The sequence below is a fragment of the Pasteurella testudinis DSM 23072 genome (assembly GCF_900176075.1).
Taxonomy (GTDB): Bacteria; Pseudomonadota; Gammaproteobacteria; order Enterobacterales; family Pasteurellaceae; genus Chelonobacter; species Chelonobacter testudinis.
Window position 1 is genome coordinate 100,091 of record NZ_FWWV01000046.1, and the last position, 21,923, is coordinate 122,013.

The 21,923-nt window shown below is 49.1% G+C and carries 19 protein-coding genes; 1 reads left to right on the top strand and 18 read right to left on the bottom strand.

What is annotated here, in order from left to right; translation table 11 throughout:
- Positions 1-48 precede the first annotated feature (48 nt).
- The 17 genes from B8880_RS11745 to mraZ all read right to left on the bottom strand — a co-directional run bounded on the left by B8880_RS11745 (position 49) and on the right by mraZ (position 19,189).
- The gene (locus tag B8880_RS11745; protein ID WP_084257778.1) at positions 49-909 is read right to left on the bottom strand and encodes a phosphoribosylaminoimidazolesuccinocarboxamide synthase; all 861 of its coding nucleotides are present in this window, start codon (positions 907-909) and stop codon (positions 49-51) included.
- A 149-nt stretch (positions 910-1,058) separates the two neighbouring features.
- Positions 1,059-1,976: a UDP-3-O-acyl-N-acetylglucosamine deacetylase gene (lpxC, locus tag B8880_RS11750; RefSeq protein WP_084257779.1), complete on the bottom strand. Its 918-nt coding sequence runs from the start codon at positions 1,974-1,976 to the stop codon at positions 1,059-1,061.
- A 77-nt stretch (positions 1,977-2,053) separates the two neighbouring features.
- A complete protein-coding gene (ftsZ, locus tag B8880_RS11755) occupies positions 2,054-3,271 on the bottom strand; it encodes a cell division protein FtsZ (protein ID WP_084257780.1) in 1,218 nt (405 codons plus the stop codon).
- A 71-nt stretch (positions 3,272-3,342) separates the two neighbouring features.
- Positions 3,343-4,620, bottom strand: coding sequence for a cell division protein FtsA (gene ftsA, locus B8880_RS11760; RefSeq protein ID WP_084257781.1), 1,278 nt, complete (start codon positions 4,618-4,620; stop codon positions 3,343-3,345).
- A gap of 25 nt (positions 4,621-4,645) precedes the next feature.
- Positions 4,646-5,458, bottom strand: a complete 813-nt coding sequence (locus B8880_RS11765) for a cell division protein FtsQ/DivIB (RefSeq protein WP_084257782.1) — start codon at positions 5,456-5,458, stop codon at positions 4,646-4,648.
- A gap of 2 nt (positions 5,459-5,460) precedes the next feature.
- Positions 5,461-6,384 (bottom strand): D-alanine--D-alanine ligase, encoded by a 924-nt coding sequence (locus B8880_RS11770; protein ID WP_084257783.1) that lies wholly within the window; start codon positions 6,382-6,384, stop codon positions 5,461-5,463.
- A gap of 18 nt (positions 6,385-6,402) precedes the next feature.
- Positions 6,403-7,845, bottom strand: a complete 1,443-nt coding sequence (gene murC / locus B8880_RS11775; RefSeq protein WP_084257784.1) for a UDP-N-acetylmuramate--L-alanine ligase — start codon at positions 7,843-7,845, stop codon at positions 6,403-6,405.
- 115 nt (positions 7,846-7,960) lie between these two features.
- A complete protein-coding gene (murG, locus tag B8880_RS11780; protein ID WP_084257785.1) occupies positions 7,961-9,016 on the bottom strand; it encodes an undecaprenyldiphospho-muramoylpentapeptide beta-N-acetylglucosaminyltransferase in 1,056 nt (351 codons plus the stop codon).
- Positions 9,017-10,204 (bottom strand): putative lipid II flippase FtsW, encoded by a 1,188-nt coding sequence (gene ftsW / locus B8880_RS11785; protein WP_084257786.1) that lies wholly within the window; start codon positions 10,202-10,204, stop codon positions 9,017-9,019. It abuts the gene before it with no gap.
- On the bottom strand, positions 10,204-11,526 hold the full coding sequence (gene murD, locus B8880_RS11790) for a UDP-N-acetylmuramoyl-L-alanine--D-glutamate ligase (protein ID WP_084257787.1): 1,323 nt from the start codon (positions 11,524-11,526) through the stop codon (positions 10,204-10,206). Before murD ends, ftsW begins: the two co-directional genes overlap by 1 nt.
- A 27-nt stretch (positions 11,527-11,553) precedes the next feature.
- Positions 11,554-12,636: a phospho-N-acetylmuramoyl-pentapeptide-transferase gene (gene mraY, locus B8880_RS11795; RefSeq protein WP_084257788.1), complete on the bottom strand. Its 1,083-nt coding sequence runs from the start codon at positions 12,634-12,636 to the stop codon at positions 11,554-11,556.
- Positions 12,630-14,015 carry a UDP-N-acetylmuramoyl-tripeptide--D-alanyl-D-alanine ligase gene (gene murF, locus B8880_RS11800; RefSeq protein ID WP_084257789.1) on the bottom strand — a complete coding sequence of 462 codons (1,386 nt, stop codon included), beginning with the start codon at positions 14,013-14,015 and terminating at the stop codon, positions 12,630-12,632. Before murF ends, mraY begins: the two co-directional genes overlap by 7 nt.
- Before the next feature lie 5 nt (positions 14,016-14,020).
- Positions 14,021-15,490 (bottom strand): UDP-N-acetylmuramoyl-L-alanyl-D-glutamate--2,6-diaminopimelate ligase, encoded by a 1,470-nt coding sequence (murE, locus tag B8880_RS11805; protein ID WP_084257790.1) that lies wholly within the window; start codon positions 15,488-15,490, stop codon positions 14,021-14,023.
- Positions 15,491-15,499: 9 nt separating this feature from the next.
- Positions 15,500-17,326 (bottom strand): peptidoglycan glycosyltransferase FtsI, encoded by a 1,827-nt coding sequence (ftsI, locus tag B8880_RS11810; protein ID WP_084257791.1) that lies wholly within the window; start codon positions 17,324-17,326, stop codon positions 15,500-15,502.
- 10 nt (positions 17,327-17,336) lie between these two features.
- Positions 17,337-17,657: a cell division protein FtsL gene (gene ftsL / locus B8880_RS11815; RefSeq protein ID WP_084257792.1), complete on the bottom strand. Its 321-nt coding sequence runs from the start codon at positions 17,655-17,657 to the stop codon at positions 17,337-17,339.
- A 3-nt stretch (positions 17,658-17,660) separates the two neighbouring features.
- Positions 17,661-18,629, bottom strand: coding sequence for a 16S rRNA (cytosine(1402)-N(4))-methyltransferase RsmH (rsmH, locus tag B8880_RS11820; protein WP_084257793.1), 969 nt, complete (start codon positions 18,627-18,629; stop codon positions 17,661-17,663).
- Positions 18,630-18,730: 101 nt separating this feature from the next.
- Positions 18,731-19,189, bottom strand: a complete 459-nt coding sequence (gene mraZ / locus B8880_RS11825; RefSeq protein WP_084257794.1) for a division/cell wall cluster transcriptional repressor MraZ — start codon at positions 19,187-19,189, stop codon at positions 18,731-18,733.
- 401 nt (positions 19,190-19,590) lie between these two features.
- On the opposite strand from mraZ, the gene B8880_RS11830 reads away from it, so the two are divergent.
- The gene (locus B8880_RS11830; RefSeq protein WP_084257795.1) at positions 19,591-19,905 is read left to right on the top strand and encodes a hypothetical protein; all 315 of its coding nucleotides are present in this window, start codon (positions 19,591-19,593) and stop codon (positions 19,903-19,905) included.
- Here B8880_RS11830 and B8880_RS11835 read toward each other — a convergent pair.
- A complete protein-coding gene (locus B8880_RS11835) occupies positions 19,878-21,833 on the bottom strand; it encodes a tRNA(Met) cytidine acetyltransferase TmcA (protein ID WP_084257796.1) in 1,956 nt (651 codons plus the stop codon). The genes B8880_RS11830 and B8880_RS11835 overlap by 28 nt on opposite strands.
- Positions 21,834-21,923 lie beyond the last annotated feature (90 nt).

The window sequence follows — 21,923 nt, forward strand, 5'->3', positions numbered from 1 at the left end:
GACGGAAATCACTACCGCCCTTACGCTAATGATGATTGTTGTGAAAAACTATTTGGTCAACAAATCCAACGCTTCGCGGTATTTATCCACCGTTTTCCGAATAATGTCAGCAGGCACACGCGGAGCCGGCGCTTGCTTGTTCCAACCGCTTTGCTCCAACCAGTCACGGATAAACTGCTTATCAAACGATGGCGGATTGCTACCTTCCCGATAGTTTTCAATCGCCCAAAAACGGCTCGAATCCGGTGTCAAGACTTCGTCCATCAAGGTCAGCACGCCGTCTTTGTCCAAGCCGAATTCGAATTTGGTGTCACAGATAATAATACCTTTCGTCAGCGCATACTCCGCAGCTGCCGTATACAAGGCGATTGCTTTTTGCTTCACCTCTGCCGCCAACGTTTTGCCAATCAACTGTTCGCACTGTTCATAGCTGATATTGATATCATGATCGCCCACCTCCGCTTTACTGGACGGCGTGAAAATCGGCTGCGGTAATTTGCTGGCTTCTTGCAAACCTTGCGGCAACGGCAAGCCGCAAATCGTACCAGTTTGGCGGTAATCTTTCAAACCGCTGCCGGTCAGATAACCACGCACAATCGATTCGATTTTCACCGGTGTCAGACGTTTGCACACGACCGCACGATCTTTAACCTGATCGGCTTCTTCTTGCGGCAGAACGTCATAAACCGTGTCGCCGGTAAAATGATTCGGCATAATATCAGCCAATTGTTTAAACCAAAAATTGGAAATTTGCGTCAAAATTTCCCCTTTACCCGGGATCGGATCGTCCAAAATCACATCAAATGCCGACAACCGGTCGGTGGCGACCATCAACATTCTTTCACTGTCAATTTCGTATAAATCACGCACTTTGCCCGAATAAATTTTCTTCAAACTGATTTGCTGCATCGCCTTGTCCTGTTAAATAAGCCAATAATCAAAAAATACCGCATTTATTGTAGCGCAATTTAAACCGCACTTTGTATTCTTTTCGATCACTGGATATGAAAAAAGCCATATTTCCTGAAAAATATGGCTTTTAAAAATCCGATTAATGCTTAAATCATAATTTGGGCAGGCACCAGATAGCCCTGCGGTACTTTTTCTTCCTGATCGAAAGTCACATACTCCCACGCGTCCTGATCGGCCAATACCGCTCTCAGCAATTTGTTATTTAAACCATGACCAGATTTATAGGCTTTAAACGCACCGATAATATTGTGGTTTGCCATGTAAAGATCGCCGATAGCGTCCAATAATTTATGACGTACCAATTCATCTTTGAAGCGCAAACCGTCTTCATTCAAAATACGGTATTCGTCCAGCACAATGGCGTTATCCAAGCTGCCGCCCAATGCCAAACCTTGCGCTTGCAAATATTCGATATCTTTCATGAAACCGAAAGTACGCGCCCGACTGATTTGCTGGATAAACGCCTGAGTGGAGAAATCCAGCTTATAATTGGTCACATCACCGGAAATCGCCGGATGTTTGAAATCGATGGTAAAATCCAAATGGAAACCGTTATACGGCTTGAACTCAGCCCATTTATCACCGTCTTCCACCCGAATCGGTTTTTTGATACGGATAAATTTCTTGGCTGCCGCCTGTTCTTCGATCCCTGCATCTAACAACAGATAAATAAACGGTGCTGCGCTGCCGTCCATAATCGGAATTTCAGGCGCATCCACTTCAATGATGATGTTGTCAATGCCTAATGCCGCCAATGCCGAGTTGATATGCTCCACGGTTGAAACACGCACCCCGTCATCATTTACCAAACAAGTACACAACATCGTGTCACGAATCGCATCGGCGTTCGCAACAAAGCTGACAGGCGGATTTAAGTCGGTACGACAATAAATCACGCCGGTATTGACTTCGGCAGGACGCATGGTCAGCATCACTTTTTTACCGCTGTGCAACCCGATACCGGTGACTTTTACACTCTGTTTTAATGTTCTTTGTTTAATCATAATCTCTCTTTAGTATCCTTATGAAGATACAGCAAACCGCATTTTTAATCCTTTAAGTGAAAATAACACCTAACGTTTTAGTCGGCTTGATTACGCAAAAATGATGGAATATCAAACAAATTATTCTCATCAAACTCTTTTGGCTTTGCAGTTTCCGCACCTACTGCCGTTTTCGCACCACCATAATTATTGCTATACCCTTGGTTAGACTGCGATTGCGGATTTAAGTTCGCTTGTGTTGCAAAACCCGATTGTTCCGCTTGCGAATTGGCTTGCGCACCTGCCGCATTAAATTTCGGCGTAATCACTTTCAATTCGGTTTCTTCTTTGTTGCCAATGCCGGTTGCCACGATGGTTACGCGAATCTCCTCGCTCATTTCCGGCACCAAGCTGGTACCGATCACCACCGTCGCTTCTTCCGAGGCAAACGCACGAATAGTATCACCGACGGTTTGGAATTCTTCCAATCCCAAATCCATACCGGCAGTAATATTTACCAATACGCCACGCGCACCGGACAGATCAATATCTTCCAATAACGGACTGGCAACCGCTTCCTGTGCCGCTTTATCCGCACGCCCGTCACCAACGTCACCGCTCGCAATACCGGTACCCATCATCGCGTGCCCCATTTCCTGCATCACTGTGCGCACGTCGGCAAAATCGACGTTAATTAAACCCGGGGAGGTAATCATATCGGAAATCCCACGCACCGCATTTCGCAAAATTTCGTTGGCGGTAGCAAACGCATTAACCAGGGAGATATTTTTGCCCAGTACCTTCAACAATTTTTCATTCGGGATAACAATTAGGGAGTCAACATATTTGGATAGTTCACGGATACCGATTTCAGCCAGCTGCATGCGTTTTTTGCCTTCGAAACCAAACGGTTTGGTCACTACGGCGACGGTTAAAATGCCCAGTTCTTTGGCAATTTGCGCCACCACCGGTGCCGCCCCCGTTCCTGTACCGCCGCCCATTCCTGCTGCGATGAAAACCATATCCGCGCCTTCCAGAATGTTACGGATCGCATCTTTATCGTCTTCCGCCGCCTGACGACCGACATTCGGATTTGCACCAGCTCCCAAACCTTTGGTCGTATTGCCACCGATTTGCACCGTTTGTTTGACCAAACTTTTGCGCAAAGCCTGGGCATCGGTATTAATTGAGAAAAACTCAACGCCGTGCATTTCTTCCTGCACCATATGATTAACGGCGTTACCGCCGCCACCGCCAACACCGACAACTTTTATTACTGCATCAGTAACGTCGTCAAACTCGATAGGCTCAAACATATATTCTCCCCGTTATGTTTGTTTTATTTTGCAAACCAATAATTTCTATTCTATTCGATAACGGTCAATTATCAAAACTGATTTTTTATCATTGTAAAAAATTTAACAATATTTTCCTTGATTCCGGAAACCACACCAATTGAACCGCCGGAGGAATCACGTTGCCGCACTTCATCTGCATTATTATAATTATGGTGTAGTAATCCCAATACGGTTGCATACTGCGGTTTATTCACATAATCAGTCAATCCTGCCAAATTTAACGGCGTTCCGACCCGCACTTGCGGACCGAAAATCTCAGCGGCACACTCGGAAATATCTTCAATTTGCGAACCACCGCCAGTGAGTACGATACCGGCAATCAAATCGGATTTGATTTGCTTTGCTTCCAGTTCATGTTTCAGAATCGCCAACTCTTTCTCAACCAGTTTCAGTAGCTCTTGATAACGTGCCGAAGTGACCACCGATAACATCTCTTTCGCCAAACTGCGCGGCGCACGTCCGCCCACACTCGGCACTTCGATTTTTTTGTCCGGATTAGTATTAGGCGGCGTGACCGCACTGCCGTAGGCAACCTTGATTTTTTCCGCTTCGGTTCTTGATGTACTGAACGCATACGCCACATCATCGGTCACACGGTTTCCCGCATAAGGAATCACTTTGCTGAAACGCAAGGCGCCGTTGGTATAAACGATAATATCAATCGTACCGCCGCCGATATCAATCAGGCAAACGCCCAGCTCTTTCTCGTCCTCCGTCAAGACGGAATAACTCGAAGCCAAACCGGAAAATACCACTTCATCGACCTTCAAGCCGGCACGAGATACCGCTTTTTTCAAATTGTTTAGCCAACTTTGATGACAGGCGATCAGATGCGCCTGCGCTTGTAAACGCACACCCTGCAAGCCAAGCGGATTTTTGATGTTCAGTTGTTTGTCAACGGCAAACTCTTGCGGGATTACATGCAAAATGCTGACACCCTCTCCGATTTTGACCGATTGTGCAATATTCATCGCTCCTTCGACTTCGTCCTGCGTGACTTCGCCGCTGGAAATCGGCACCACACCGCTCTCGTTCAAGCTTTGGATATGTTCGCCGGTAATCGCCAGAGATACACTGACAATTTGGCAATCGGCGATTGATTCCGCCCCTTCAATTGCACGCTGAATGGAGTTCACCACCGCATCCAAATCGGTAATGCTCCCGCGATCAATTCCTTTGGACGGACTGCTGCCCACGCCAAGCACATTGACCACGCCGTCCGGCAGCACTTCGCCCACGACCGCAACGACTTTGGAAGTACCGACTTCCAGACCTACCTTGATTTTCGCTTCAACAATCTTTGCCATATGTGTTTACTTCGTTGCCAATTAATTAATCTTCATTCGTTTCCGCCGGTGCCGGCTCTACCTGTGGCAGCGGCTTAAAGCCGACTGCAGCACCGCTGTTATAACGCAAATCGACATAATCCAACGCCTGCTGTTCAGGCACTTCAATCTGCGGATAAATCGTTGCAAAGCGTTCGATTTTTTGCTGCCACTCCCCGCGCCCCAGCTTCAAAATAATGCCGTTGCTCAGGCTCACCTGCCAAGCCCCGCGTCCGTCGATTTGCATCGTCTGCAAAGTCATGTTTTTTGCTTTTAACGCATTGCTGATTTGATACCAGGCAGACAACACCTCGCGGCTTTGGAAATCATTGCCCTGCAAGGCCGGCAGCTGTAAATTTCCGCGTTTTTCTTCCGGCAGGCTGAAAATCGCGCCGTCCGCCGCCAATAATTGTTTGTCATTCCAAAAAGCCACCGGCGAATATTCCGCTACCGCAATACTTAATTTATTCGGCCAGATTTTGCGCACCAGCGCCCCTCTCACCCACGGCATTTTTTCTATTTGCTGTTGAACTTCTTTGACATCTTGTGAAAAATAACCTTTCAATTCGCCAAACTGCAACAAACTGTCGCGAATATCGTTATAAGCAGTATATTTCGGCTGCCCGACCACGGCGAAAGAATTAATCGGCTGTGAATCTAAGTATTCCAAAAAATCGTGCCAATGTGTGTAGCAATAATAACCAAATCCTACGCATAATATCACAAATAACGATTTAAACGGCAGAAAAAACTTAAAATCGCTCTCTTCCGTTGCTTGTGACGGGCTGCGTTGTTGAACACGGTTAGGTCTTACTGCCATAACTATACACTCAGCTCCAAAATCTTCACTACCAGCTGCTCGAAACTGTAACCTTTTACCTTAGCCGCCATAGGGAACAAGCTGTGGCTGGTCATGCCCGGCGTGGTATTGACTTCGACCAGATTAAACCGCCCTTCAGCATCGGTCATCACGTCAACCCGACTCCAGCCGCGGCAACCGACACTGTCATATGCCAATTTGACTAAATTTTTCAATTCTTGCTCGCGTCCGTCACTTAAACCGGACGGGCAAAAATATTGGGTCTCGTCAGAAATATATTTGGCGTCATAGTCATAAAATTCGCCTTGCGGTACAATGCGAATCGCCGGCAACACTTCGCCGTCCAGCACCGGCACGGAATACTCTTCCCCTGCCAGCCATTCTTCGATCAGCACGGTTTCATCATACTGAAACGCATATTCGACTGCACTTTGCAGATCGTCACCGCACTTCACTTTAGTCAGCCCGACGCTGGAGCCTTCCAATGACGGCTTGACCATCAGCGGCAAGCCCAAACGGGCAACGATCCGCTGCGCATCAAAATCCGCAAAATTGGATTTGGTCACCACTTCCATCTCGGCCACCGGCAAGCCGAAGCCTTTCCACAGCATTTTGGTGCGCATTTTATCCATGGTTAATGACGAGGATAACAAACCGCAGCCGGTATAAGGAATGCCCAAAAATTCCAACACGCCTTGTACCGTGCCGTCTTCGCCACCACGGCCATGCAAAATATTGAACGCACGTTCAAATCCCTGTAATTTCAGCTGCTCCAAGCCGATCTCTTTAGGATCAACTCCATGGGCGTTAAAGCCTTGGTTTTGCAATGCTTCCAGTACCGCTCTGCCCGAATTTAACGAGACTTCGCGCTCTGCCGATGTACCGCCGTATAACACCGCGATTTTTTGTTGTTTTAAAGGTTTCATTAATTTGCCTGCTGTCTGTTATTTTTTGTTATTATTCCACAAATCCACCAAATGACGGGATAATTTACTTACACTGCCGGCGCCTTGCGCCAACACCAAATCGCCATTTTGTAATACTTGCTCCATAATCTGCGGTAATTTTTCGGCATCGGATAATAAAATCGGATCGACTTTGCCCAAATTGCGAATCGAACGGCATAACGCGCGGCTGTCCGCACCGGCAATCGGCTCTTCGCCCGCCGCATACACTTCCAGCATGATCAGCACGTCGACATTCGACAACACCTGCACAAAATCGTCGAACAGATCACGGGTGCGCGAATAGCGGTGCGGTTGGAACACCATCACTACCCGTTTATCCTGCCAACCGGAACGTGCCGCCTCAATCGTAACATTGACTTCGGTCGGGTGGTGTCCATAATCGTCCACCAACATCACGTTGCCGCACGGCCGTTCAAACACGCCGAGCTGATCAAAACGGCGCCCCGCGCCTTGGAAATCAGCAAGTGCGGTCAAAATCGCCTCGTCGCCAATCCCTTCTTCTTTTGCCACCGCCAACGCAGCGGTCGCATTCAGCGCATTGTGTTTACCCGGCACATTCAATACCAGCGAAATGCGTTTGCCGGACGGATAAATGACGTCGTACAAGCCCTGAAATGCGGTTTGACGGTAGTTTTCAATCCGATAATCGGCGTGTTGGCTGAAACCGTAAGTGATCACTTGTCGCCCGACGCTTGGGATAATCTCTTCCAATTCTTTGTCGTCGGCACACATCACCGCCAAACCGTAAAACGGCAGATTGTGCAGGAAATCAATATAGGTTTGTTTCATCTTGGCGAAACTGCCCTGATAAGTTTCCATATGATCCGGTTCGATGTTCGTGACCACCGAGACCATCGGCTGCAAATGCAGGAACGAGGCATCACTTTCATCGGCTTCTGCGATTAAATAACGGCTCAACCCCAAATGCGCATTCGTACCTGCCGATTTCACCAAACCGCCATTGACAAAAGTCGGATCCAAACCGGCTTGGGCATAAATCATCGCAATCATTGCAGTGGTCGTGGTTTTGCCGTGCGTACCGGCAATGGCAATGCCGTGACGGAAACGCATGATCTCCGCCAACATCTGCGCCCGTTGGATCACCGGAATCCGCGCTTCGCGTGCGGCAACCACTTCCGGATTATCGGCTTTAATCGCACTGGACACCACCACCACACTGGCTTCCTTCACATTGGCGGCTTCATGTTTAAAAAAGATTTTCGCGCCTAAATTTGCCAAGCGTTGCGTGACGGCACCATCGGCAATATCCGAGCCGGTAATCATATAACCTTCATTTAGCAGCACTTCGGCAATGCCGCCCATGCCCGCACCGCCGATCCCGACGAAATGGATCTGTTTCACCCGACGCATGCCCGGCACAAAATCTCTCAGGCGTGTTTGAAAATCATGTTCTGTCATTGTTTGTTCTCTAATTTTGTCCGAACACGATTTTCAATCGTACTCGGTTAAGCATTGGTGAGAGGCTTTCCCTCTCTTTTTTAATTCCTAAAAAGGAACGGCTAATCTATTTACTTTACTGGGCGACACTGATAATCACATCGGCAACCCGATCAGCGGCAAGCGGTTTTGCCATCGTTTTGGCTTTCTCCGCCATTGTCGCTAATTGTTTACGATCCAGCTGCGACAAAAGTGCGGTAATCCGTGCGGCGTTCAGCTCGTTTTGCGGCACAATCGTTGCTGCGCCGGCTTCGGCTAAATAACACGCATTCAAATATTGTTGTTGATCTTTATGCTGAAACGGCACAAAAATCGCCGCAGCACCTACCGCGGCAATTTCCGACACGGTTAATGCGCCGGAACGGCAAATAATCACATCCGCCCACGCATAGGCTTGCGCCATATCGTCGATAAATTCCGTCACCAGTACCTTAGCATTGTCAGGATAACGGGCTTGGATACTGTCGACATTACCTTGCCCGACCTGATGACGAATCTCCAGCGGCTGATCATATTGTTTCACCACTTCCGGCATCAATAAATTCAACACTCTCGCGCCCTGACTACCGCCGACCACCAGCACTTTCAACGCACCGTCACGGGCGGCATACCGCACTTTGGGTTCCGGCTGTTCAAATAATGCCTGCCGTACCGGATTGCCGACGACTTCCGCCTGCGCAAACGCATTGGGAAAAGCCTGTAACACTCTGGTCGCAATTTTTGCCAGCCATTTATTGGTTAAACCGGCGATCGCATTTTGTTCGTGCAGCACAATCGGCACCCCGCATAATTTGGCGGCGATTCCGCCCGGCCCTGAGACATAGCCGCCCATTCCCAACACCGCATGCGGTTGGTAATCTTTGATAATTTTCCGCGCCTGCCACACTGCACGGGTGATCGCAAACGGCGCAACCAACAGCGCTTTTAAGCCTTTGCCGCGCAAGCCCGAAATTTGGATAAATTCAATCGGAATGCCGTGTTTCGGCACTAAGCTGGCTTCCATGCGGTCTTGAGTGCCAAGCCAGCAGATCTGCCAGCCTTGTTGTTGTAATTTTTGTGCCACCGCAATTGCCGGAAAAACATGACCGCCGGTGCCGCCAGCCATGACTAATAACCGTTTCTGTTCCGCCATTTAATCGTCCCTCAAATGAGCATGACCGCGCATCAGGCGGTTTTCATGATCAATCCGTAGTAAAATCGCAATCACCAAGGCATTAATAATCAAACTGGATCCGCCGTAACTGACAAACGGGAAAGTAAAGCCTTTGGTCGGCAACAGTCCCATGGTCATGCCTAAGTTAAATGCGCCCTGAAAGAAAAACCAAGCGACCACCCCAAAAGCGAAATAACCGCCGAACCGCTGTTCCAGCAACAATGATTCTTTGCCGATTTTCAGAATGCGGAACAGTAACAGCGTAAACAACACGATCACGGCGATAATCCCGATTAGACCAAACTCCTCGCCGACAATCGCCATAATAAAATCGGTATGTGCTTCCGGCAGATACTCTAATTTTTGAATCGAGTTCCCCAAGCCGGTTCCCCAAAATTCACCCCGTCCGAAAGCAATCAATGAGTTGCTTAACTGAAAGCCGGAACCGAACGGATCGGCAAACGGATCGGTGTAAGACGTCAGCCGCTTCAAGCGGTATTCGGAGGTCAGAATCAAGAGATAAATGGCAAAAAATCCGGCGACCGCCAACGCAATAAACTGGAAAATTTTCGCTCCGACCATAAACAGCATCATGAAGACGATGAAGCCCAGCACGACACTGCTGCCCAAATCGGGCTGAAATAGCAGAAAAGCGGAAATCAGAATCAACACCAACGTCGGTTTGACCACGCTCAACTGCTTGCTGCGCACTTCCTCGTAACGGCGCACAAAATAGCTGGACAAATAACAAATCAGCGCAAATTTTACAAATTCCGCCGGCTGAAAATTAAACAGTACCAGCGGAATCCAGCGTCTTGCGCCGTTTACGGTTCTGCCGATCCCCGGCACCAGCACCAATATCAGCAACAGCAAGGCAATCAGCAACAGATACGGACTCCACTTTTCCCATTTTTCGACCGGAATAAACACGAATACATAGGCGGTCAGGCAAGCCAGCACCACATAAACCAGATCACGCAGGGCAAAATGAAACGGATCGTCATACAAGCGGCTGCCTTCCGCCACCGATGCCGAGGTGATCACGATAAAACCCAACGTCATCAAAGAAAGAAACAGCCAGAATAAGGCACGGTCATATAGCAGATTACTTGGCGTTACTCTGAACCAACGTTCCGTTTCGCTTTTCAGCCAATTCAAGCTGGACATTATGCCTCCGCACCGGTTGCCAAGCGGGCAAATTCTGCCCCGCGCTGTTCAAAATTGGCAAATTGATCAAGGCTGGCACACGCCGGCGAAAGTAGCACCATATCGCCTGATTTCAATTGCGGACGCAAAGCGGCAACCGCACTTTGCATGGTGTCAAACAATTGGCTTTGTGCTGACAGTTGCACCAATTGCGCGCCGTCACGGCCAAAGCAGTAGAGTTGGATATCCGCTTGATTCACGGCTTTTGCCAATTCGGAAAAATCGGCGCCTTTGCCGTCGCCGCCGAGCAGTAAATATAGCGTTCCGATCACATTCAATCCCTGTAACGCCGCGAGCGTGCTGCCGACATTGGTGGCTTTGGAATCATTAATCCAAATGATACCGCCTGCGCGCGTCACCAATTGGAAACGGTGTTCCAACCCCTTAAATTGCCGCAACGCCTGACAAGCCGCCGTGCGATCCACACCTGCCGCATCGCATAACGCCAACGCCGCCAAGGCATTCATATAATTATGCCGCCCCACCAGTTGCATTTCATCGGTGGCTAAAATCGTTTGGTTTTGAAAAGCAAGGAAAGTGCGGTTGTCTTGTTGTAATAAATGGTAGTCGCCCTGTGCGCCAAAACTTCGGGTCTTGACCGCACTTTGTTGAACAGCCTGAGTCAGCGGATCTTCCTCATTGATCACCGCCGTTTCCGCATGGTGATAAATCGCTAACTTCGCTTGGCGATAGGTTTGCAAATCGGCATAGCGATCCATATGATCTTCGGTCACATTCAGCACCGTGGCGGCTTTGGCTTTCAATGAACGCGTGGTTTCCAGCTGAAAACTGGACAATTCCAACACATACAGATCGCAATTTTGTTTTAATAATGACAGCGCCGGAATACCGATATTGCCGCCCATGCCGACCTTGATTCCGGCAGATTCCGCCATGGCATTAACCAGTGAAGTCACAGTGCTTTTGCCGTTGGAGCCGGTGATCGCAATAATCGGTTTATTGGTTGCACGGCAAAACAGTTCGATATCGCCGACAATTTCCACGCCGGCTTGAAGTGCGGTTTGCACTTCGGGGGTCGCCAAGGCTAACCCCGGGCTAATCACAATCAGATCCGATTCTAATAACCATTGCTGCGGAATGCTGCCGAAATGCGCTTCTTTGACAAAATCCGGTAACGTTTGCGCCTGCTTACGGGTGTCGATCACGCGCAATTCAGCCCCTTTATCCGCAAAAAAGTCGATACAGGAAAGACCGCTCTTTCCTAACCCCAACACGGTTACCTTTTTCCCTTTATAATTATTTTCGGCGGAATCCCTGTTCATCTTACTGCAACCCTAAAAAAGTAAAAATTAACGTAATTTCAATGTAATCAAACCGAGTAATACCAGCACCAATGAAATGATCCAAAAACGGATAATCACGCGCGGTTCCGGCCAGCCTTTTAATTCGAAATGGTGGTGAATCGGCGCCATGCGGAAAATACGCTGCTTGCGGATTTTATACGAGCCGACTTGCAGAATCACCGAAATCGTCTCCATCACAAACACGCCGCCCATAATCAGCAATAAAAACTCTTGCCGCACCAACACCGCAATCGTGCCTAATGCGCCGCCGAGCGCCAACGAACCGACATCGCCCATAAACACTTGCGCCGGATAGGTGTTGAACCATAAAAAGCCCAAACCGGCGCCGACAATCGCGGTGCAGACAATCACCAGTTCGGCGCTTAACTTAATATACGGAATATGCAGATAGTCGGCGAAATTGACGTTACCGGTCGCCCACGCCACGAAGGCAAATGCGCCGGCGACAAACACCGTCGGCATAATCGCCAAGCCGTCCAAACCGTCGGTTAAATTGACCGCATTACTGGTGCCGACAATCACGAAATACGCCAACACAATATAGAACAAGCCCAACTGCGGCATAATCTCTTTAAAAAACGGCACGACCAACCTGGTCGCATTGGTGTCTTTCCCAATCGCATACATCGCGAAAATCGCCACCAACGCCACCACCGACAGCCAGAAATATTTCCAACGCGCAATCAAGCCGTCGGTATTTTTATGCACCACTTTGCGGTAATCATCGACAAAACCGATTGCGCCGTAGCCGAACAGGACGAACAGCGTACACCAGACATAGGCATTGCTCAGATCCGCCCATAATAACGTACTGATCCCGATTGAAAACAGGATCATCACCCCACCCATGGTCGGCGTGCCGCGTTTGCTGAAATGGCTTTCCGGACCGTCATGACGCACTACTTGTCCGATTTGCAACATTTGCAAACGACGGATCACTTTCGGCCCGATCCATAAAGAAATTAAAAGTGCGGTCAAGAGCGCAATAATCGAACGGAAGGTCAAGTATGACACCACATTAAAAATGGAATGATATTGGACTAAATAATCCGCCAACCAAACTAACATAATTTATCCTTTAATGAATCGATCACGGTTTCCATCTGCATACTGCGTGATCCCTTTGCCAACAACACGATATTCTTATTTTCATTTGATTGTTGTTGGATTTGCCGTTGTAAAAATAAGACCAAATCCGCTTTGTCGCCGAAGTGTTTTCCTTGCGACAAACGGCTGATCACCTCGCTTTGTACGCCAAAACTGACCACCAAATCCAGTTCTGCCTGCCGCACAAACTCCGCCACTTGTTGATGGCAAAGTTGACTATTTTCGCCTAATTCCGCCATATCGCCAACAACTAAAATGCGAAATCCGCGATAATTTTTTAAGACTGCCGCCGCCGATTGCATCGAATCAACGTTGGCATTGTAAGTATCGTCCAAAAACAAGAGGTTCGGCTTGATTTGAATCGGATATAGGCGGCCTTTGACCGCCTGTTTCTGCTCCAGACCGCACTTCACCTGCGCCAAATCCGCTCCGGCCAGCATCGAAAGTGCGGTTGCCGCCAAGGCATTACTGACATTATGCATGCCTAAATACGGCAGACTGATCGACGTATTCCCTTGCGGCGTACACAGCGCAAAATCCGCCCCTTGTTCATGCAAACGGATATCCACCGCATAAAAATCCGCCTCCGGCTGCGAAATCGAAAACGAGTAAGTGCGGTGGTTGCCGATTTCCTGCCGCCAATAGTCATCAAGATAGTGACAATCCAAATTAATCACCGCACAGCCACTGTGAACCAAGCCGCGATAAATTTCGCCTTTGGCTTGTGCGACGCCTTCAAGCGAACCAAAGCCCTCCAAATGCGCCGACGCAACATTATTGACTAACGCCACGTCCGGCTGCACCAACGCAGTGGTATAGGCAATTTCGCCGGCATGGTTTGCCCCCAGTTCAATCACCGCAAATTGGTGTTGCGGTTCTAAACGTAATAAGGTTAGCGGCACGCCGATATCGTTATTAAAATTGCCTTGGGTAAACAGCACCTCACCGCACTGTGCCAAAATCGCGGCGGTCATCTCTTTCACCGTGGTTTTGCCGGAAGAGCCGGTCATGGCAACGGTTTTCGGCGCTAATTCGGCTTTTAACCATTTCGCCAGTTGTCCCAACGCTAAACGCGTGTCGCTCACTCGCAGTTGCGGCACATCTAAAACATGGTCGGCTTTTTCCACCACCAGTGCGGCTGCGCCCTGTTCAATCGCTTGTGCCAAATAATCATGCGCATCGAAATTCGTACCTTTTAAAGCAAAAAACAGTGCATTTTCACCGGCTTTGCGCGTATCGGTGGTGATTTGCGACACCTCGACCGCACTTGGTTCAGCGTCGGCATTAATCAACTCGGCGGACAAAATTTCCGCTACACGAGCAAGGTTTAAATTCATCATGCTTTTTATTCTGCTTGAAGTAATTGCTGCACAATTTCCCGATCGGAAAAGTGCAATTTGGTTTCGCCGATAATTTGATAATCCTCATGCCCTTTGCCGGCAATCAGAATCACATCATCGCCCTGCGCCCGTTGCAAGGCGTATTGCAGTGCCAACTCACGCCCATGAATGATCGTAGCGCCGTGCGGTTGTTTCAGTCCGGCGGCAATCTCTTGCAAAATCAGGCGAGGATCTTCAGTGCGTGGATTATCGTCGGTCAAAATCAGTTCATCAGCAAACTGCTCGGCAATTGCGCCCATTAGCGGTCGCTTACCGCGATCACGATCGCCGCCGCAACCGAACACGCACCATAACCGCCCTTTGCAATGCAACCTTGCCGCTTGCAGCGCTTGTTGCAACGCGTCCGGCGTATGGGCGTAATCGACAATGGCCATCGGTTTATCCGCCGCAGTAAACATCTCCATGCGTCCGCAAACACCGCTTAGCCGATTGACGCTTTCGCACAATTGTTGCAACGGATATCCCAACTGGAGCAAGGTTGCCGTCACCAGCAAAAGATTACTGACATTAAACGAACCGATTAAGCGGCTGTCTAATTCGCCGTCCCCCCAACTGGATCGAAAAGCGATGCTCGCACCGCCTTCGTGATAATCAATCCGAGTCGCTTGCAAATAAGATACTTGGTTTAAGTGACGTTGCGGTTCGGCACTGACCGCAACCGCACTTGGCAATCGCGCCAGCCATTGTACCCCAATCGGATCATCGGCATTGATAATCCGATTGTCACACGCTAATTCGTTGAATAAACGGAACTTCGCCTCGGCATAGGCTTGCATGGTTTGATGATAATCCAAATGGTCGCGGCTTAAATTAGTGAAAAGTGCGGTTTTGAAATGCAAGGCTTCCACCCGATGCTGCACCAAGCCGTGTGATGACACTTCCATCACCGCCATCTCCGCCCCTTGGCGCACAAAATCGGCCAAATTAGCCTGCACCTCGACCGCCGAGCCGGTGGTATTCGCCGCCTCAACGGTTTTTCCGTATAAGCCGTTGCCGATAGTACCCATCACCGCCGTGGTTTTGCCCAACAGTTGCCCCCATTGTGCCAATAATTGCGCAATGGTGGTTTTACCGTTGGTACCGGTCACGCCCAGCAAAATGAGCTGTGTCGAAGGGTGATGATAGAATTCTCCGGCGATCGCCGACAGATGTTGATCCAGTTGGTAATAATGAACAATCACAACGTTGTGTTGCGTTGTGATTGTCAAGTGTTGTTGCGGGTGTTCCGTCTGTGCCAGCACCGCACTTGCCCCGTTGGCAATCGCCTGCGGAATAAATTCGCGCCCGTCCCGTTGGTGTCCGAGCAGCGCAACAAACAGATCCCCGCGCTGTACTTTGCGGCTGTCGAGCTCAATGTGATTGAGTGACAGGCGGGAAAGTTCTGGCAGAGAAAAGAGCTTCGCCAATCTTTGCATAACCGCCCCTTAATTAATGTGATTCGGCTTTGAGGAAACAGAGGACTGTTGCTGATCCAAACGGATAATCCGCGCCGCCGTTTCTTCATCGCTCAAGGCGTCCGGTTTGATATTTTGCGAACGCAGCGTATGTTCCATGATTTTTGAGAATACCGGCGCCGAAATCGCACCGCCGTAATATTTTCCGGCTTTCGGATCGTTAATCAGCACCACCAACGCATAACGCGGATTGCTGAGCGGGGCGATGCCGGCGGTATACGCAATATATTTGTCCACATATTTGCCGTTTTCCAGCTTTTTCGCCGTGCCGGTTTTAATCCCGACCCGATAGCCTTCCACCATCGCTAATTTATTTTTAATCGCCACTTTTTCCATCATATTGACCACTTCACGGGTGATTTTTTCCGAATACACCCGTTCGCCGATGACCGGCGGATCAACTTTGGTGATCGACAGTGGACGATAAACACCGAAACTGCCTAAGGTGACATAGGCACGGGCGATTTGCAACGGCGTGGCACTGATGCCGTAACCGTAAGCCACGTTAGCCCGTTCGATATCCGACCAGCGTTTACGCTCGGCATTCAACATGCCGGATTGTTCCCCGACCAAGCCCAAATTGGTCGCCGCGCCCAAACCGGCGTGTTTATAGGTTTCCATCAACACGTTCGGCGCCATGCGCAGTGCCAAGCGGCTCACGCCGCGGTTACTGGAGTTTTCTAGAATTTGATCCAGCGTTTGTTTATCGCGCGGCGCCACATCTCTGACCTCGTGGCGGTTCAATACCAACGGTCCGGTATCAATCACTTCGTCGCGGCGTACCACGCCTTGCTGAAGAGCGGTCAGCACCACGAACGGTTTGACGGTTGAGCCGGGCTCGAACGTATCGGTGATCGCACGGTTACGCATCAACTCCGCTTTTACGCCGGTGCGGTTATTCGGGTTATACGACGGCGCATTCGCCATCGCCAGCACTTCACCGGTGCGGATATCGACCAACACCGCCGTACCGGATTCGGCTTTATTTTCCGCCACCGCTTCCTTGATTTGACGATAAACCATCGATTGCAATTGTTCGTCGATACTTAAGGTCACGTTATGCGCATCATATTTTTTGGTGTCATCCACCGCTTCCACCATATTGCCGTAGCGGTCTTTACGGTAGGTGCGCGAACCGTCCTGCCCGATCAATAATTTATCAAAACTTTTCTCAATCCCTTCGATGCCCGCGCCGTCAATATTGGTGTAGCCGATCAGATGCGCGGTTTCTTCCACTTTCGGGTAAAAACGGCGGAATTCGGTCTGTAAAGTCACCCCCGGAATTTTTAATTCGCGGGCATAATTGGCGACACTCGGCGTCACCTGACGGGCAAGATAAAGAAAACGGCTTTTCGGGTTTTTGCTGATTTTTTCTTTCAAAGCCTTGTTGGAAACGCCGATAGCATCAGCCAGCGCCTTCCAGCGCTCCTGATCTTGCAGCGAACCTTTATCGAAGATCTCTTTCGGATCCGCCACCACGGAAAACATCTGTACACTGACCGACAGCCACTGACCGTTACGATCCAAAATCATACCGCGCGAAGAATGGATCGCCTGCGTGCGCAGCGAGCGTTTATCCGCTTCCTGATTCAGCTTGGCGGAGCTGCTGATTTGTACATCGACCGCCGTCGCCACCAATGACGCCATGCTGATCAGAATCACGCTGATCACCGTCCAATAGCGCCAGCTGACAAAAGTATTGAGCGGTTTCGCGGTGTTTTTCACGCTTCGGGTTGTTGCCGCACTATGATTAAGTTGCGCGCCCTGCCGATTTTTATTTTTTTTGAAAATAGCCATTGCCAGCACCCTAGTGATTGTTTTCGATGATAATCACCTGCTGATCGGCGGTGATGTAGCCCATCTTCAAGCGATTCGCGATGGAAGTAATCCGCACATTATCGTCCAGTGCCCGTTCTTCCAGTTTTAAGTTAATGTATTCGTTTTCCAACGCCTGTCTTGCCAAAATCAATTCGCCGTTTTCGGCATTGAGCTGGCGGGTTTGATGAATGATCCAAATCGTTGCCACCGCGCTGGCAATCATCGCCAGCCATAACAGCAACGCAATCTTGTTCGACACGAACAAATCGTCTAAAATCAATTTTCTTAAAGGATAACGTTCGCCGCTCATCTCTTATCCTATTCTTTCCGCAATTCGCAATACCGCACTTCTGGAACGCGGATTTTGTTGTAACTCTTGTTCGCTCGGCATAATCGCCTTGCCGATGGTTTTCAGGGTTTGGTTACGTTCGATCTGATCCTCGCGCAACGGAATCCCTTTCGGAATCTCCACGCCTTTGCTCTGCTTGCGCATAAAGCGTTTGACCATGCGATCTTCCAACGAATGGAAACTGATGATCGATAACCGTCCTTGCGGCGCCAACACGGTTAATGCCGATTCCAATGCCCGTTCCAATTCATCGAGTTCACTGTTGATAAAAATTCGAATCGCCTGAAAACTACGGGTTGCCGGATGTTTATGCTTATCTTTAAACGGCACTGCCTGACTGATCAATTCCGCCAATTGCAAAGTGCGGTTTAAACCGATTTCGCCGTTTTGGCGCGCCGTTTGGTTAAAATTGACAATCGCGGTTGCAATCCGTTTGGCAAACCGCTCTTCGCCAAAGGTTTTCAACACCCAACTCAAATCCTCAATCGACACCTGCCGCAACCATTCCGCCGCCGACATGCCCTGCGTGGTATCCATGCGCATATCCAACGGCCCGTCCTGCATAAAACTGAAACCGCGTGCCGCTTCGTCCAATTGCGGCGAAGAAACGCCCAAATCGAGTAAAATCCCGTCAATCTTGCCGCTTAACTGTTGTTGCCGACAAATCGCTTCGATGTGTGAAAATGCGCTGTGTACAATGCTGAAACGCGGATCGCGGATTGTTTCCGCTTCGGCAATCGCACGCGGATCGCGATCAATCGCAATCAAGCGTCCGTTTTCGCCCAAATGCGACAAAATCAGGCGTGAGTGCCCGCCGCGGCCAAACGTACCGTCGATATAAATGCCGTCTTTTTTAATCGCCAACCCCTGCACGGCTTCATTTAATAGCACCGTGATATGTGCGTTGTCGGCTTTTTCTGTCGGCAAATTCATTTTTTATTCCATCTTGGTTAAAATGGGTTCGCGGTGTACCCATGCACACCGCTTGCCCTGCTAGTGCTGCCGTCACCGACGGAAAGATTTTTCTTTCTCTTTTACAGTGACAGCGTTTTTAATTCTTCCGAGGTGGCAAACGCGCCGCCGCTGCCGATTTCAATATCTTCGGCAATTTGTGCCAGCCAAGCTTGCTCGCTCCAAATCTCAAATTTGTTCAACTGCCCGACCAACATAATGTTTTTATCCAATTTAATGTGGCTGCGCAGCGTCGGGCTTAATAGAATCCGACCGCTTTTATCCAGATTGCATTCCGTCGCATAGCCCAACATAACCCGCTGCAAACGGCGCTGATCCGGCTCAAAGTTGGATAAGCCGTACAATTTCTTTTCGATCACTTCCCATTCATTCAAGGGATAAAGCAATAAACACGGTTGGCGGATATCGACGGTGCACACCATCTGCCCCTCGTTTTGCTCTAAAATTTCGGCGCGATAGCGGGTAGGTACGGCAAGCCGCCCTTTGCTGTCCAAACTGACTGAAGTCGCACCACGAAACATAGCAATCCCGTTTTAATTAATCATCTGTGTTCATCATCGTTCTCTGCCGAATCGTTTTCTGCTGATGATTACCACATATTTCCACCAAACGGCGTTTTATGTCATTTTACCCCACAAAACCCCACAATTCACCACTTTGATCTAAGTTTATTATCTGATCACTATTGTTGCAAGTTTTTTGTCAACTATTTGTGTGAGGCAGATCGCATTTAATTGGTGATTTTTTATCCAACCCAATAGAAAATACAAAATATTTGAGATTTATTCGGAAGTTGCTCGCACACAAATTGAAAAATTAGCGGATAAACAGCCCCTCTCAATAAATTTTTTATTGATCGGAGAATCAAATAAGCAAATAATTGTCAGGTATTTCAAGACAATTAAATCAATGAGGAGTGATCATGGCGAATATTAGCGTAAAAAAGCTGACAACCGGCACAATTTATAAATTGGTTTTTATCGGGTTATTGGTTGCTTTTCTACCCTTATCTCTCGTGTTGGGATTTTTAGGCTATTTTGATCTGCTTTATGTTACTTGGAATCAGCAGCCGGTTAACGGCATCGCTGCATTTTACCTTGCGCCGGTGATCCTGCTTTTCGTTGCCTTGATTTGGGGTTTGTTTGTCGGAAGCGTGATTTCGCTAGGATTATGGATCTATTCAAAATTCAGACCGATCACCATCTCTTTTTATGAAAAGAAAACCGCAGAATCCTGAATCAATTGCGCCACTGCCCTGCGCCACTGGCGTAAGCATTGTTTTTTACTGCCTGCCGCCGCTTGCAACGCTTGCCAATCAAAGTGCGGTTCGGCTCGCATCAGCCGTTGCAAAGCGGGATAGGTCGCCGCCAACGTACGGTTGGTGTGGGCAAAGCCGTACAGTTGGCGCAGATCATCGGCGTTAAGTTGCCAATCAATCTCAGAAAACTCGATCTGTCGTTGCAATGTCGTGAATAACGGGTGGGCAGCAAGTGGAAAATTACGCAAAAACCGGCGGCGTGCTTGCTGACAGAACTGTTTGCCTTGCGACGAAAGCGGATAAAGCGCCATGGCGCTGTAACAGCCGCTGCTCGCCTCTTTGCCGCTGCTAACATGAATAAGCTGAAAACCGCACTTTTGCCAAAAATCCGCCAAACCGTCGCTATAACCGAAACTGACGGAAATAAAATCCATCTCCAAACGGCAATCATCAAGCAAGCGTTGCAACAACTGTTTGCCGAAACCTTGCCGTTGCAAGTGCGGTAGTAGCGCAATGCGTGAAATGCGCAGCGAGCGCAAGGCACAGGCTTGCGGCAAATCCGCTTGAAAACACAAGGCTTGCGCAACGAGATTTCCACTTGGGCGGCGCTCACCACGCCAAATTTTGTCAATTAAAGCCGGCTCGTCGATACCGCCCTCTTGCAGCGCCCAAATTGCGCCAGCTAGCCCGTGTTCGTTTGCAAGCCGCCAAAAACGCTGCCCTTGTGCGTCCAATAAACGGCGCAGATCCAACGGTGAAGTGCGGTAGTGCGCCAACGCCAACAAGCGATAAAACCGGCGGATTTGTTGCGGATCGGCAACCAGTTCAGCCTGTGGAATTTCAGCGGACGTGAGATTGCCAATCTGGTTATTTATCGTATTCATTTCATTATTAAGCAACAACAGATCGTCAATCCAGCCCTCCAACGGATCATGTTCGGCGTAACGCAACGGTTGCTGCAAATGCAGAAGCTGACAAGTACGGTCGGTCAATTGTTTGAATTTCAGCTCAAAACCACGCCCCGTGCCTTCATAGCCGTGAATGGTGGTGGTGAGCAGAATATGCTTAAAAGAGCGGCAAATCGTCGCCAGCATTTCCAGTGGAATCATCGCCGCTTCGTCAATAATCAGCCAACTGTCCGTAAACCGCTGCGGATTGTCATTCAAGCGCGCAATCAGATCATCGGGCGCGATAAAGTGCGGTTTGTGGCGGCAGTGTTGATACAACGTCCGTACCGCACTTTGGTTCGGCGCGGTCAGAAAAACCATACTTTGCTCGCCCAGTTTATCGGCAAGCATGCCGGCAAGGGCGGATTTGCCACGCCCACGATTGGCGGTGAGCAGATACAGTTCCGCTTGCGCAGTTAAAATTTGCCGTAATACTTGTTGCTGTTGTAAAAGTGTGGTCGGCGGCAGTTGCCATAACTCGCTTGAAATTTGCGGCAACGGCGGATTGATTTCAGTTTGGCGATAAATCGGGATCTGGTGCTGCTCAACCGCACTTTGCCACCAAGTATAAAAATGCCGCGGCATCATCGCTTGCGCTGCGCCGTTCCAACGAAGGCTGTCAAAATCTACTTTAGTCTGCCACTCTTCCGGCAATAAAATCAGCAATACGCCACCGGCTTTAATTGTCGCCGCCACAATCGCTAATGCCGCTAAATCCAGATTCAACGCCCCATGTTGCCGGCAATCATAAACCGCACAGTCCCACTCTTGCCCCAACAGATTTTTAGCGTGCGCAAAAGTATAAAAGGAGCAATTTAGCGGTAAGATTTCAGGCGGTTGCGCGGCGCAATAGACCGCACTTTTATGCGGATTTAATGCGAAAAATGCGGTAAGTTGCTGCTGCAACCAGACATCATCACCGCTTAAAATGAGCGCTTGCCGGAAAAAGGGATTTTGCATGATTAAATAGATTTCAATTTATTGATTTAGATAAGAAAAGTCGGGACGAATTAACTATCCGCCCGAACCGCACTTTGCATTTATCCTTTC